The organism is Pseudomonas caricapapayae, from assembly GCF_001400735.1.
Lineage (GTDB): Bacteria > Pseudomonadota > Gammaproteobacteria > Pseudomonadales > Pseudomonadaceae > Aquipseudomonas > Aquipseudomonas caricapapayae.
Window position 1 is genome coordinate 35,923 of record NZ_LJPW01000159.1, and the last position, 14,214, is coordinate 50,136.

Sequence of the window (14,214 nt, forward strand, 5' to 3'; positions counted from 1 at the left end):
GCCCTCATGGCTGCAAGTATCACCCTCGCCGGCGAGAAACTGATCGCCCAGAAACAAGCGGCCAACCTGCCGCTGACCGTGGCCCGCTTCGTGCTGGCCAACGTGCCAGGCCTCAACGTGAGCGGCCCGGTCAATCGCGCCGGCGTGAAGCCGCCAGCGGCCCAGATCGTCTACACCGCAAACATCACCCAGCAGGGTTACGTGAACCCTAACCAGGTGGTGTACAGCCTGCTGATGGGCACCGATATCGGCGACTTCGACTGGAACTGGATCGGCATGGAGACCAGCGACGACGTGCTGCTGTCGGTCGCTTACGTGCCGGTGCAACAGAAGCGCAAAAACATCCTGCCCGACCAGATCGGCAACAACGTCACGCGCAACTTCCTGGTGGTGTTCGACGGTGCCCAGCAACTGACGGGCATCAAGATCGACGCCAGTACCTGGCAGTTCGATTACACCGCGCGCATGAAAGGCATCGATGAGCGTGAACGCATCAGCAACCGGGACATGTTCGGGCGCGCCTGCTTTTTCGGCGCAGGCCTGCAGCTGCAGAAGGTGGGCAATGCCTACCAGCTCAATCCGGGCGTGGCTTATGTCGAAGGCGTTCGTCTGCAGCTCGATACCGTACTACCTGTGACCGTGCCGGCAGTGCCGACCAAAGCCTGGCTGGATGTGGTGCTGCAGCGCGAGCTGAGCGACGTCGTGGCCTCATTCAAGGTTGTGTTCGGCCAGGAAGCGAAGGTCGACTACACCGACAGCGCCTCGGCCAGGCACTACCTGGTGCCGTTGGCCGACATCACCGGTACCAGCAGCCTGGTCGACCTGCGCCCGATCGAGGCGATCGACAGCGAGCTGGTGAAGTACTTCGCAGCGCGGGTTGGTGACTATCCAGATCTGCGCGCCCGTGCCACGACCAAGGAAGACGTCGGGCTGAGCAATGTGCCGAACGCGATCAGCGACGATCCAAACAGCAACAGCGGCGTGGTGCTGGCCACCACCAGAATGGTCAATGCTGTGCGTGCGGCAGTCAATCAAGTGATCGCATCGATCGTCGATGGCTCTACCGTCGTTGGCAGGGCCGCACGCCTGGCCACGGCGCGTGCCATTCGATTCAACGGCGCGGCCAGTGGCATCGGGACTTATGACGGTGCGGGTGACACCAATATCACCCTGACCCTGGCCGATAGCGGCGTTGCGGCAGGTACGTACACGCGAGTAGCCGTCAATTTGAAAGGCTTGGTTACCAGCGGCGGGAATCCCACGACGCTGGCCGGCTATGGCATCACCGACGCGTACAGCAAGGATGACGCGAACAGCAGTTTCGTGAAGCAAGGCGGTGCCCCAGGGATGCTGGGCAACCGAATCAACATCGGCTGGACCGGAGACAGGGTCAAAGTGAGTGTCGACGGCTCCGACGGGGGCAGGATCTGGACGGACACCAGCTTCAATCCCAATGAGAAGGCCAACAAAGCCACAACGCTGGCCGGCTACGGCATCACCGATGCCTACACCACCACGCAGGTAAACGACCTGGTGGGCAGGCGGGTACTGGCGGACTCGATTATCCACGCAGGTTTTGCCAGCAACAACACTGACTACCCGTACTTCCGCCGTAGTTCGGATGACAAGGTGTATTACCTGCAGCCGCAGATCGGCTACACGCCCTTGCAGCAGGGCGGCGGTGCCGGCCAGAAGACCAACAAGGTGTATATCGGCTGGTCGGACGTTGGACTGAAATTGACGGTCGACGCCACAGACATGGGCCGGATCTGGACGGAGCAGTCGTTCAATCCCAACGAAAAGGCCAATAAGTCCAACTCGATCGCCGGCTATGGCATCACTGACTGTTACACCGTTACCCAGGTCAATGCGTTGGTCTCCGCACGGGTTGCTGCTGACTCGATCACCACAGCGGGTTTTGCCAGTGACAACCCGGAGTTTCCATACTTTCGCCGTGCCTCAAACGGGGCCGTTCACTACCTGCAGAACCGCCTCGGCTTTACCCCTGTGCAGCAAGGCGGTGGAGCCAACCAGGCCACTAACCAGTTGCGTTTGGGATGGGCAACCAACGGCGCAGGCGTTCGGGCGCAAGTGGATGCCAGTGACCTCGGCCTGCTGTGGGGCGAGCAGAACTTCTACCGCCCAGACAACAACAACTTTCTGGCTGTATCCATCACCGCGACCGAAGTACGACTGCCAGCAGGCGGCACCTGGTGTTACTCGCTGATGCATTACTACTCAGGTGGTGCAGGTGTGGTTGGTCGAAGTGGCCAGGCAGCCGGCGGCACCATTATTTCATTCAGCGGCGGAAGCACCATTTACGGTTTCGCCTGGAGGTACGCAGCATGACAGACGTGACACTTAAAACCCCTGAAGAGGTCCTGCCGCCGATTTTCGTGGCTCCCGAAGAGCCAGTGGCTTTGGGCGTGTCCTTCTCCGAGGTGGCCACTAAAAACGATGGCTCGTTCGTGATAACCGTTGCTGGCAACCGTTGTCATGTTACCCAGGACTACAACCCGCCGCTTTACCAGGCTGTTGTCGACTATCTGGACGCAGGTGGCCACGCTACCGAGTACGCCGAGGACATCGTTGTTCAGGCCGACCCGGCGTTGCTGGCAAAGCTCTGGGTGGAGCTGCGTTTGAAAGTCTCGGACAACTTGGTATCGCAGTACCGCGATGCTCGCGATCTGGGCGGTGAACTGCCGATCACACCCGAGCAGTTCACCCAATTGCTGACCTGGCGGCAGGCAGTGCGTGAATGGCCGCAGGTGTCTGGCTACCCAAAGGAAACCACGCAGCCGGTTACACCGGACTGGATCGAAGCGGTCGTGCTCGATGGCGAATGAATGGGCACCGATCAAACTGCAATGGCCGGTGCAGGCCACGCAGTGGATGGATCAGATGGCAGGTGCCCGCGACCTGATCCAGAGCGAAATGGCAATCACCGGCCAGCGCGTCTCGATGCTGGCCGATATCGCCAAGACCAGCCCTGGCCTGATTGCGGGTGCCGCGAAGTTGGCGATCAGCGCAGGACGTGATGCGTTGGTGGCGCAGTTTGAGAACGTCCCGTCGTGCATCGTGGTGACGCCGTTTCAGCACGGTGTAGGGCAGGGCAGCGGTGGCCATCAGCGCTTTTTGTCTGCGCCCAACCTGCTGCAGCTGCTGGCTGACAAGCTCACGGATACCACTGACGCTGTGCGGCCCCAAGGTCAGCAGAGCGCCCTGGTACTGATATTCCTCGCCACGCGCCTGGACCAGCTCGCCGCGACGCTGGGGCGGTTCAACGTGGTGTTGCCTATGCCTGACCTGGTGCGCGCCGAGCGCCGTGCCGAACACCTGGCCAAGCTGGAAGTGGAAAAATGGATCATGCCGATCGCCGGGAAAATGCCGCTCTGGAGCCAGTTGCCGCTGCAGCGCTGCCCGATCACCAAGCTGGCCAGCCAGTCTATGGCCGGACAACTGGCGGTACTCGAAGGCTATGCCGCCGACAGCTCGCTCATGGCGGACCTTGCAGATCTGCAGGCGCGAAAGAAGGCGCAGGTACAAGAGCGCGAGCAGCAGCTGGCCGATCTGAAAGCCCAGTTCACCAACAGTGCCGACGACGTATCGATACAGTCCAGGATGCTGGGACCGGGTGACCTGGGCCAGCTGCGCCGCGAACTGCTCGAAGGCGAAGCACCTGGTCATGAATGGCCGCTGTGTGCCGGCGCATTGTTGGTCGGATCTGCGGAGAGTCTGAGCTTTGTCCAGGAACTGGTGGGCCTATGACGCTGCTACTCAATGGCGAGCAGATCGTCGGCCACCGCATGAAGCTGACGGCCAACCTCAAGATCGAGGCCGACGAGCTGGGCGGCCAGACATCGGCTACCGACAAATCGCACAAGGGGTTCAAACCCAAGACGCTGACCGTCGCGCTGACAATCCCCTACAAGGCCCTTGAGGACCTGCGCACTATCATGCGCCTGGCCGAGGCGACTGCAGGCGGTGGCCAGCTCCAGACCTACCGCATCGTGAACGACACGGCCAAGGCCTTCGGGATCCGGCAGGTGACGTTCTCTGACGGGGTCAGCGCCCGTGAAGACGACACACTGGCTCAGTGGATCGTCCAGTTCACCCTGAGCGAAAAGCTATCCAACCCGGAGAAGGTTGAGAACCGGCGTGCCGGCAACGGCGTAACGTCGCAGTCAGCACCAGGTGATGGTGTTGCTGGCAGCGGATCGGGCACACCCGAAGAGCTGACCGGTTTTGAGGCCGTGCTCAAGAAAGTGGACACCTACCTGGGCGGCACGCCATGAGCATGAAGCTGCACAAGGTGCTGACGATCGGCGGCGTGACCATGCCGCTGATCAATGACGATGTTCGTCTGGATCTCAAGAGTCCGGGACGCGCCACGTTCACGATCAAGGCAGGTGCCACCGTCAAAGGTTTGGTCACATTCGATATCGGCTACAACGAAGCGGTCCTGCAGCGTCATTTCATTGGCTATGTCGAGCGCTGCACTGCCACCAACGGCATCGAGCAGGTGGTGCTGTGCCGCGAGTTAGCTGCGGTGCTGGCCAACCCGTTGCCCATGAACCTGCGCCATGTAGATCTGCGCGCGGTACTGGCCGATATCGGCAGCAAGACCGGCCTGCGTTTCCGAGTTCCGGATCAGGCCTACACACGCGTCAAGACGCCGTTCTTCTACAACCTGGCCGCTGGTTACCAGGCACTGGACAGCATGGCGCGGGTGTTCGGCATCAAGGACTTTATGTGGCAGCAACAGGGTGACGGCGAGATCTACGTCGGTGCCTGGGCTGACAGTTTCTTCGGCGCTCGGTCGCCGTTGCAGTTGCCGGTGAACCTTTTCGACGGTTACCAGGGCAGCCAGAGCGCAATGATCGCGGCCTTACCGGGCCTGCGACCAGGCGTATCAATCAACCAGGGCGAGCGGATCACGAACGTGACGCTGGCCGGCACGCAGATGGCTATCAAATGGACGACGCAATCAAGCGCAGCGTAGAGCGGCAATTTCCTGAACTCACTGGTGGCTATCACTTGCCGCGCTTCGCCAAGGTCGTAGCCGTGGCGGATGCGCCGGCCAGCGCCGGTCTGTGTGACGACTTCCGACCGCGCTTCTCGGTCGACCTGCAGGTGATGGGGCCAGACGGCGAGATCGACACGACGTTGCCGGTATTGGCCGGTGTGCCGCTGCCTATGCCAGTGGGTGGGGATGAAATGGGGTTCTTCGCCTTTCCGGAGGAGGGCACCAGCGTAGTGGTTTGTTTCGCCTACGGCCTGCCGCATAAGCCTTACATTCAAACGATCCTGCCGCATGGTTTGACATTACCGAAGGTACCCAAGGGTGACCAGGTGTGGCAGCACAGTGACGCCGTGCAGCAGCGCGTCGACGCGGATGGCAACTGGTTGCGCAAGACTGACGGCAAGATCCAGGACCTGGCGATCGAGCGCGAAGTCGATGCCATGACGAACACCGAAAGCTTCCAGAGCCACACCAGAACGGTGGATGACCATTCGACCGAGTCAGTGGGTGGGGTGAAGAAGATCGAGGCCTTGGGCGCACTTAAGCTGCTGTCAGGCGGATCTGCAAGTCTGGCGGCTGTGGACGACCTGCACCAAGCAACCGGTCGTGACCTGAACCTGGTGGTTGGACAGAAGCACAACGCCACGGTGGGTGGCGACATGCACGAACGGATTCAGGGGCTGCGTGAAAGCATCACCAGTAAGAGCCAGCGTTTGCAGGCTCCGAAAAACTGGGTTGGATCGGGCGATGTGAACATCTTTCAGGTCGTGTGTGACCTGCTCGATCTGGTTCAGGACATGAACACCCAGCTCGCTGCACATACCCATGGGCCGACGCCGGTACCTGGGAACGCAGCTTCTTTCACTGCGGATGCGACGAAGTCTATGGCCTTAGCAACGCTGTTGAAGTCTGTGACACTGTAGGTGATTAAAGCTTACCAGACGCAATAAGCGGCTACTGCGCCAATAATGACGGTATAAAATAAGGAACGCCCAATCCATGGGTGCGTTAGCATGTTTATTGTATTTGTCAGCTTCGGCTTTTTTTGGTCCCACTCAGACTCCACAATATCGCCGTTAGCGATAAATGGCTTCCAATATTTTGCAATGTGATTATTTTGTGATTCGAAGAAGTCACTATGAGCATAGTCGAAGTAACGGTCTTTAACGTATGGTACTTGAAAGCCTTTTCTGCCTGAGCTACCGTAACCAAAACTCGCGACAGTTGCGAGGATCGGATAAAAGTCTCGGGTTCCTACATCGTTGAGTATGGACCGCTTTTCCATTTCTTTGGTGTATAGTCCCCAAGGGTAATTGGTAGGGATAATACAACCGCAAAGAATGATTCTTCTAAAACGGATGTCCGTAGATGTAGCTAGGATTCGACTTAGAATATAACTGCCAAAGCTGTGGGCGATAACCATAAACTGAGCATTAGGTTCTAAGGACTTAGCCTCTCGAATGGACTGCGCTATTTTGTGGATGGGCGTTCCACGGACCGGGGATGCGAGTTGAAGTCCAGAAACGAAATCGTATCCAAGTCCCTCAACATTAGTATGCGGCAAGGAGCCAAGTTCTTTTTCCACTAGATTGTGCCAAGCACCGTCTGTTTGTATTCCATGAATAAGGAACACAACAGTAGCTTGGGGATTGTCTTCCACATTCGACAGCTTTGCATCGAGCATGCTATCGACTAACTCCCAATGCTCCTTTGGAAGTTGCTCTTTCATCAACTGGATCTGCCTAAATCTTGCATGAGGCAATGTGTCGTTCCAAATCAAGTTGAATCGTTCGAATACTTCGACAGGCCTCATTGGGCACCAAAATATAAGAAGGTTCGATATTGTCTTCTGTGACTTCAACCTCAATATCTTGTACAGGATCTCGAACAACAGAGGGAAGCTCTGAATATGATGCAAACGTCAAGCCAGCGCCTGACGGGAAGCGTACCAGTACCTGTCGACGAAAAACCTTCCCTTCAATCAGGATAGCTATTAGCCGGGACAAACGAGAACTGCTCCCTGCCTGGAGGATATCGAACATTAAAGAGGGGTTAAGTCGCATCCTCGGCAAATCGTTAGCTCTCCGATCTTCGAAGTCGCAAAGATACTTCTCCATCCTACGTAGAGCTTCCGCATCCTGCGGAAAACTACGTATTAAGGGAGATAACTTTTCCGCGTACATATGAGTAGTCTCCTGCGGAGCATGCACCTGGGACCGCGAACTCGTTGACGTCGCCACCCAGCAACAAGTGAATTTCGCGTTGCGGGTTTGTACCTTGTATTTTAGCGTAAACGTTCGCTCCCGTCACATGGCCGTCACCTGCCAAGAAGCTATCAATTGCTGCCATCGAGCCGTTATCAGACGAAAGGTTATCATCTTGAGATGATGACGAAAGTTGCAGCACTGCACCAAGATTGTTCACTGCGGTGGAATTGCTGTACCTAAACTCTTGCGCTAGTGGAACTCTGTCTTTTAATATTTTATCTTTAGCTGCGCCAAGAGAGATCGCACCGAAGCCATCTATTGGTATGAATTTACGTATTCTCATAAACATATCCCTAACCAAGTTTGTGTACTTGGTTGAGTTATCTTGTGAGGCGATGCGGAGCTCCAAAAGCCCTTCATGATTCAATGTCGCAATATTTACTGCGCGCTTTTCAGTGAAGTTGTATTTCTTTGTAATAGTCCCTGCTTCACGATCTATTTGCTCTGAATCGAAAACTTTTGTAATCCTCTTCTCGATAATCTTAATCGTGAGGCTTACTGGAATTAAAGCAGGGTCGGGATGGAATATACGTATGTCAACTATTGTAGGTGTGTCTGGGAAGTTAATATCTAGCGGCGTATCTAGGAGAGCTTCAAGGTTTTCTTCACGAGCAATTGTACGTACGCGTGCAGGATTGATCAGGCTTTGTGCCCTGTCGGCTTCACATTGATACAAAAAAGTGTGTTGACGGCCGTACTCTTCAACTGTCTGCAAGAGCTCGCGCAGATCGGTAATAGTGAAAATGCTTTGTTGCAGTGCTGGTAAGATACGTTTCTCATACAGTACTTCCCAGTTTCCGGACGTAGCGACGCCCTTTTCTTGGAGAAAGTCTCTAACGACCTGCTGGTTCGTCGCCTTTTTGATCAGTTCAAAAATGACAGCCGAAAGTCTACTATCTGCATCGCTCAGCACCCAGTCTCTCCTGCCTATTTCAAACTAATGATTACGCGGCGCGTACCGGCACTGGTTGAGGGTTTTTGACCCTCTCTGGATACCATGGGCGCTCCATCGCTCGTGGAGGCATTCTGGCTCAACCTGCCCAGCCGGCACAACACGAATCAACACGTATTTGCACGAATCAACACGTATTTACACGAACCCGCATGAAAAGAAACACGTAGCGGCTGCTGTCACGTGCAGTCCACCAACTCTTCTGACCTGGTCCACCCTGTATTAGAGACAAAACTGCTGTTTGGATAAAAAACAACCCGCAAATGCACTTATCCCCCTCCCGCCGACGGGCTCTGCGTCCGTTTTTTGTGCAAATCCAGATGCGATGAAAGCAGTACTCCAGCCCAAGCCAGCCGTGGGGTTGCGCAGGAGAGCGGCAATTGCACAGCGTGCAAGGTTATGAAGAAAAATGTCATTGCCTTGCACAACGAACGACAGGACCGCGCCGGAGGGGCGAATCCTCGAAAGCCCGGCCAGACTGGTTCGAAAATTGGAAAACCAAGGAATGGGGCAATTTTCTAAATCGACACTGGTCCCAAAACTGTGCATAAGGGGCGCGGTGGTTAGATCAGTTCTGACCTTTACAGGCTAAGCGGATCGGGGGCTGCAAGCGTATCAACGACGTTTCCAACGTTGCATTCGATTGCGTCGGTGCTGCGAAGGTGGGGAAGACTCGTGTTGCGAGCTATTCGAGCGAATTCAGCTTCTACCATCGGTATCAGCAACTGACTTAAGGCACTGTGCAGTGCCTCGGCTTGCTTCTGATCAAGCCGTTTGACGGTGCCAGTCACACCGCTCGCACAGCAAACCCTCTCTGGAGCGATGCGGAGCATGTCCAATACCCCATCTATGTATCCGCGCAGATATTCGCCACGGCTGAACAGCACCAAGCTCGCGGGTCCCTCCTGATAATCCCAGTGAACCTCCCATTGACCACCCTTCTTGATCATCTCGATTTGTGGAATAGGGGCGCGGGTACTGGGCTTCGGCATGATTTCTCCGGTCAGCGATGTGAGGCGAGGATGGTTTTGAGGGTGCTTCCAGGTGGGCCACTGAAAACCTTTTTCCGGGATATCCCCTCCTGACGCGTAAGCGGTGTAAGTGAGCGAGAAAACGCCCTGTAACCCCCGTAATCATTGAGGATCCTCACTTACAGTCGAGTCGTCAAAAAGTGTAAGCGAGAGAAAGTGTTAAAAAATATCCTTTAAAAACAGCAGGTTACAGAGGCGCTCACTTACAGTCACAAACTGTTCTGGGCTTACGCCTTTCTGACAGTCTACTTACGGTTAGGTATTTTTTCTAACCCTTTGATTTAGAAGGATTTTATAGAGATTAAAAATCTCACTTACACTTCTGACGCACTTTTTAGGTATGCACCGGAAAATTTTTTCCCGTGTGTAGGGTGTGTGGCAGACATGTGCGCACACATCCTCGTGAGGCTCAATTTTTGAGGCTATCACTACCTGTTACTGGTCGAATTCAGGATGCCCGCTGGCCCTGGGAAGCGTCGTTCTGGACGGCTTATTACGTGCGTTGTTACGTGCGGGACAAAAAACAAGGGCCTGCATCGCTGCAAGCCCTTGATTTATATGGTGCCGGCACCAGGAGTCGAACCCGGGACCTACTGATTACAAGTCAGTTGCTCTACCAACTGAGCTATACCGGCGTAATGGGCTGCGAGTATATAGAGTCTGATGCGCTTGTAAAGCCTAGCTGTCTGATTCAGTTGAAAAAAATCGACCATTGGCGCTTCGGGTCGGATACGGGCGGGTGGTGGTGCAGGACGTTTCTGTTGGTTTTGGCGGAATGGTCTGTTTGGTGGGGCGGATCGGGGCCGTTTTGGGTGTTGATTTTGCTGCTGGCACGAACAGCTTGTGCAGATCGGAGCGCTGGTTTTTTAACCTGGTCGCGCAAACCGATGTGTCCAGCGTTGATGGCTATCTGGTGCATGAAAGAGCGCGGAGCGGGGCTAGGCATTTTGGGGCGGTTGCGGGAGCGGAGGGCTTTGCATAGGCTTGTTCTCAACGGCCCAGGCTACTGAGTCAGCAGCATGGGTCGTTAGCTTTTCAGCCAGGCAGATAAAGGACTATCTCATGAGTGGCGCGATGGATCGTAACCGGACTTGGGGTGTTGTATGCCGCAGACGGGTCATTCACTGAAGAGTTGTTGAAGGATATTTGCAGTTGCGTCTGGCCTTTCGGCTTTGCGCAGGGTGGGGCTGAGGATGGCTGTCTGAATCGCATGAATGTGCGTCTGGACGCTCACGAAAGCTTCATCGATGTTTCAAGAAATGCCCGGATCCTCTGGATTCGGGCATTTTCTTGTGGGCTGGCTCTGCTTGCGTGGCATTTGCACTGGAGATATGGGCTTTTTGGCCGATATAGCTGTATCAAAAATGGCAGTCAGCCATGGACAGCAAGTGCAATGCAGAGAACGCCTACGCATTACGAGCTGCTGAGTGTTGCTCGCGATGCCTCTCCTGAGCAGATCAAGAGGGCTTATCGCAAGCTGGCGCAGAAGCTGCATCCGGACAGGAATCCCGACCCGTACGCCTCGGACATGATGGGCGTCGTCAACGCGTCCCACGATGTGCTGGCGGACCCTTCACGGCGTGCGGCGTATGACGCGCAGCTTGCCGCCGATGAGCACAAGGCGCGTATGGACGCGCTGCGTCGCAAGCAGGCGCGTGCGGCGGGTGGCCAGGCTGTTCATGCGTATGCCGCCACTTCTGCTGCAGCCACTGTGACGCCTTCTCGGGCGGCTCGGCCGGGCCCGACTGCCAAGGCTTCTTCTTCCGCTGCATCATCTTCCCATGGCAAGCGTCGCCGCAGCGCGTGGCGTTGGGCGCTGGTGTTTGTGGTGTTTTGTGCGGGCGGGGCATGGATGGGCTACGACCCGGATGCAGGCAAGGCCTATGTGCCAGCCGAGCCTGTGCCGGTTGCGCAGACGTGGGTCAAGCCAGCGCCCGCTACGCCGGTTGAGGAGCCTGCGGCCAGCCCTGCCAAGCCGGTGGATGCAGCGGCCTCCGAGTGTGAAGTGCCGGCGCTTGATCCGATGGGCGCGCCGTGGCCGGACAAGCCGGGCTATGTGAAGGACATGCCGGTGCTCAAGGACAATGGCTGGTCGCAGATCACTGTGGATAATTCGGCTGGCGAGTCGGCGGTGTATGCCAAGGTCACGGATGCGGTGGGGCGCAGGGCGTTTCGGCATGCGTTCGTGCCAGCCGGAGCGGTGTTCACGTTTGCCAAGATGGACCCGGGGCTGTATCTGCTCAAGTACAAGATGATGAGCACGGGCTGCGCTTTTGCGTCGGGCCGGATCTTGCTGGAGGAGACGCCGATGGGCAGTCAGATCAAGTCCAGCGCTTATAAGCTGACGCTGCGCAAGCTGCAGAATCGCAGTGTGCCGTTTGCGCGGTTGAAGGAGGATCAGTTTTAGCGGTTGAGCCGTGACGTGTATGCGGCGTTGCCTGTTCAGTCTTCGCGGACAAGCGAAGCGTCGCCCGGTCCGCTCCCAACGGGTTCTGCACACGTGTGTTGAGATCATGTTTTGCAACGCTTTCAGGCCGGTTTTTGCAGGCTTGATCTCTTTCTTTTGAAGGACATTTCCGAGAGAATCCCTGACCGCTTGCGCCCCTCGATATGTGCTTCTACTCTCCGCCCGTCGCTGCATATCAGCGATCGGGTTTAGTAGCCCGTAGTGAGTTAAGGCGTAACACAGCCGCGCTTCATCAGGCGTTGTCCCGATGCTATGGCGACTGTGCGCTTGGCGCCTTCGGGTGCGCCGGTTCTTAGCTCACCGGTCTACTAACTCGCGTACAGTTGCCGCCCTTCGTTTAGTAGCGAAAAGGCAGCGACTTCATAGAAGGAGCTAAGCATGGTCAAAATTACCCCCGATCCCCCCAAAAAACAGTCCGGCACCGCGCCGGTCTTCGATAATGCCGTCGTCAAGCGTGCCATGGCGTATTACCTGCCGGTCTCGCGACCCGCCAAGGAAGCCCAGGACAGCAAGTTCGACTTCATCAGCCTGGAAGCGACATTGGTACATGCACTGGATTTCCTGCGTTGTGCATCGGCCACCGCGCACGAACTGGGCAATGAACTGACCGGTTCGCAACGTGATCTGCTGTTCGCCTCCATGCACATGGTGGAAATGGCGAGCGTCATGGTCGAGCGTTCGCTGGAGTGTGTCGAAGAGGTGTGAAACCTCGCGCCAGACAGGTCATGCACAGGCACTTTGCATGTGCATGATCGAGCCACGCAAAAGGCTTGTTCCAGAGCCTTTACCAAATCTTTATGCACAATTGCTGCATAAAGAAATGCGCGTGTTACCAGATATACGCATTTGGACGGAATGGGCCGCAAGGCATTGTTTTTGCGGGTTACGGAAAGGATTGCGGGAAAAAATAAGGGGCTTCAGTAACTGGTGCGCCAAGCTTTAACGCACTCATCCACATTTTCATCAACAGACTTATCCACAGGTTGCTCAATCCATTTACATCACGATTTTCGAGCCAGAATCAGCAGGTTGCGCGGTGTAATCCGGCTGTCACAGAAAGTGCCAACGCTGACGCTATAACCCTGCTCGTGGACATACATCGCACGGTCCAGCACCAGCCACATTTCCAGCGGCCGGCGGAACAGGTCGCGGACCAGCTCCAGATTGCGCACTTCGGCCAGCCTCTTCCAGCCAGCGGCCTCCAGAGCAGGCCAGTCCTGCTGGCCGGGAGCCGGCAGATTTTTCAATTGTGCCAGATGGCCGCAATAGTCTGCGTAGGACGCGTTCAGCCATGATGTCGGCAGCGAAGGCGTGGGCAGATAGTCGTCGATGCCGCGCAGGTTGCGCTGCAGCAGGTCGAAGCCCAGGCGGCGGGCCATCGAGTTGTCGCGTTGACGACGTACCCGAGCGCCGGCTGTCACGGTTTCGCTGAGTGGCAGTCCGAGCTCGTCTCGCGACAGCTTCAAACCGGACGCCTTGCCTTCGCCGGACAGCGGCTGATAAAGGTCGTGCCGCGTGCGGTTGTAACAGCATGGCGCGATTGCCATGTAGCGGCAGCCGGTCTGGCTGGCCAGCTCCATCAACTGAATGTGCAGGTCGCCGCAGGCATGCAGCGCCACGGGCGTGTGTTCGGGTTGCAGGCAGCGCCAGGCGTCGTCGGCCATTACGTCCTGTTGCACATGCCGCGCCTCGATGCCTTGCCGGGCACTGAGGGTCAGGCCCGCTTCGATCAGCGCGGGGTCGCGCTCCAAACAGGTCAGGCGCTGACCACGCTCGATCAGCCGACGCCCCAGATGGCCTTTGCCCGCGCACCAGTCCAACCAGTGAGTCGCAGTGTCGCGTTTGTCCAGATGGCTGGCGAAGGCTTCGATCTGCTGCCATTTGCGCCCCGGCACGTCGACACTCATGCGCGCATCGACGGGCTGCAGAGGGTGAGCGGGCAATTCGCAGACATGGCTGAGGGCAACGGCTTCGCTGGCCAGTTGCGTGAACGGGAACGGTGCGTCGAGGCGCTCCGGGTGGTTGTGCGCGGCCTCGGCCTGCTCCAGCGTGCGTTGTCGCAGCCAGTGCGCCAGCTCAGGGTATTTGTCTTCCCAGGGCAGGCGCAGGTGCGTGAACGGTTTGGGTCGCCACAAGGCCTGATGCGCGAACAGAAAGCTGTCCAGCGCACGGAAGTGGCTGCCGAGGTGTTCGTCCTGCAAGCAAGGTTCAGAGGGCATAGTGGCGGCCTCGCGGGGCAAGGTGCTGACTGGATCGACGCCAGCACCCTTCATATCAGCGCCCCTGACTGGCGTCTACACGCAAGAGCTTTTCCAGCAGGCGGAAGCCTTGCACCAGCACGAACGTCATGACCAGATAGAACATACCGGCAGCGAAGAAGATTTCAACCGGCAGGTAGGTGCGGGCGATGATCGTACGCGCCATGCCGGTCAGTTCCAGCAGGGTGACGGTGCTGGCCAGCGCGCTGGCCTTGA

Annotated in this window: 13 protein-coding genes, 1 tRNA gene and 1 pseudogene; 8 read left to right on the plus strand and 7 right to left on the minus strand. The window is 56.9% G+C overall.

Going from position 1 to position 14,214, the window contains the following annotated elements; all coding sequences use genetic code 11:
- Window positions 1-6 precede the first annotated feature (6 nt).
- From ALO80_RS24690 to ALO80_RS31060, 6 genes are read left to right on the plus strand one after another with little or no spacing between them, the layout of a single operon-like run.
- Window positions 7-2,349 (plus strand): phage tail protein, encoded by a 2,343-nt coding sequence (locus ALO80_RS24690; RefSeq protein ID WP_055010895.1) that lies wholly within the window; start codon window positions 7-9, stop codon window positions 2,347-2,349.
- Window positions 2,346-2,846: a hypothetical protein gene (locus ALO80_RS31445; protein WP_055010896.1), complete on the plus strand. Its 501-nt coding sequence runs from the start codon at window positions 2,346-2,348 to the stop codon at window positions 2,844-2,846. The genes ALO80_RS24690 and ALO80_RS31445 overlap by 4 nt, the downstream gene beginning before the upstream one ends.
- A complete protein-coding gene (locus tag ALO80_RS24700) occupies window positions 2,836-3,768 on the plus strand; it encodes a hypothetical protein (RefSeq protein WP_055010897.1) in 933 nt (310 codons plus the stop codon). Before ALO80_RS31445 ends, ALO80_RS24700 begins: the two co-directional genes overlap by 11 nt.
- Window positions 3,765-4,295, plus strand: a complete 531-nt coding sequence (locus ALO80_RS24705) for a baseplate complex protein (protein WP_055010898.1) — start codon at window positions 3,765-3,767, stop codon at window positions 4,293-4,295. Before ALO80_RS24700 ends, ALO80_RS24705 begins: the two co-directional genes overlap by 4 nt.
- Window positions 4,292-5,002 (plus strand): hypothetical protein, encoded by a 711-nt coding sequence (locus ALO80_RS24710; RefSeq protein WP_055010899.1) that lies wholly within the window; start codon window positions 4,292-4,294, stop codon window positions 5,000-5,002. The genes ALO80_RS24705 and ALO80_RS24710 overlap by 4 nt, the downstream gene beginning before the upstream one ends.
- Window positions 4,975-5,946, plus strand: a complete 972-nt coding sequence (locus ALO80_RS31060) for a hypothetical protein (protein ID WP_055010900.1) — start codon at window positions 4,975-4,977, stop codon at window positions 5,944-5,946. Before ALO80_RS24710 ends, ALO80_RS31060 begins: the two co-directional genes overlap by 28 nt.
- Window positions 5,947-5,957: 11 nt before the next feature.
- Here ALO80_RS31060 and ALO80_RS32140 read toward each other — a convergent pair whose 3' ends face one another.
- The 5 genes from ALO80_RS32140 to ALO80_RS32665 all read right to left on the minus strand — a co-directional run bounded on the left by ALO80_RS32140 (window position 5,958) and on the right by ALO80_RS32665 (window position 10,192).
- Window positions 5,958-6,752 carry a hypothetical protein gene (locus tag ALO80_RS32140; RefSeq protein ID WP_235812512.1) on the minus strand — a complete coding sequence of 265 codons (795 nt, stop codon included), beginning with the start codon at window positions 6,750-6,752 and terminating at the stop codon, window positions 5,958-5,960.
- Window positions 6,753-7,171: 419 nt separating this feature from the next.
- Window positions 7,172-8,203 (minus strand): hypothetical protein, encoded by a 1,032-nt coding sequence (locus tag ALO80_RS24725; protein ID WP_055010901.1) that lies wholly within the window; start codon window positions 8,201-8,203, stop codon window positions 7,172-7,174.
- Between the two features lie 620 nt (window positions 8,204-8,823).
- Window positions 8,824-9,234 carry a hypothetical protein gene (locus ALO80_RS24730; RefSeq protein ID WP_055010902.1) on the minus strand — a complete coding sequence of 137 codons (411 nt, stop codon included), beginning with the start codon at window positions 9,232-9,234 and terminating at the stop codon, window positions 8,824-8,826.
- A gap of 598 nt (window positions 9,235-9,832) precedes the next feature.
- Window positions 9,833-9,908: transfer RNA gene (locus ALO80_RS24735), tRNA-Thr, on the minus strand.
- A 56-nt stretch (window positions 9,909-9,964) separates the two neighbouring features.
- Window positions 9,965-10,192 (minus strand): hypothetical protein, encoded by a 228-nt coding sequence (locus tag ALO80_RS32665; RefSeq protein ID WP_159420677.1) that lies wholly within the window; start codon window positions 10,190-10,192, stop codon window positions 9,965-9,967.
- Between the two features lie 474 nt (window positions 10,193-10,666).
- Here ALO80_RS32665 and ALO80_RS24745 point away from each other — a divergent pair, with 474 nt between their 5' ends.
- Both ALO80_RS24745 and ALO80_RS24750 read left to right on the plus strand, forming a co-directional pair.
- The gene (locus tag ALO80_RS24745; protein WP_055010904.1) at window positions 10,667-11,680 is read left to right on the plus strand and encodes a DnaJ domain-containing protein; all 1,014 of its coding nucleotides are present in this window, start codon (window positions 10,667-10,669) and stop codon (window positions 11,678-11,680) included.
- Window positions 11,681-12,118: 438 nt separating this feature from the next.
- Window positions 12,119-12,445 (plus strand): DUF6124 family protein, encoded by a 327-nt coding sequence (locus ALO80_RS24750; RefSeq protein ID WP_055006253.1) that lies wholly within the window; start codon window positions 12,119-12,121, stop codon window positions 12,443-12,445.
- Between the two features lie 296 nt (window positions 12,446-12,741).
- Here ALO80_RS24750 and ALO80_RS24755 read toward each other — a convergent pair whose 3' ends face one another.
- Window positions 12,742-14,013, minus strand: coding sequence for a methyltransferase (locus ALO80_RS24755; protein ID WP_055010905.1), 1,272 nt, complete (start codon window positions 14,011-14,013; stop codon window positions 12,742-12,744).
- Window position 14,014: 1 nt separating this feature from the next.
- A pseudogene (locus tag ALO80_RS24760) lies at window positions 14,015-14,214 on the minus strand (ABC transporter permease); the annotation flags it as partial.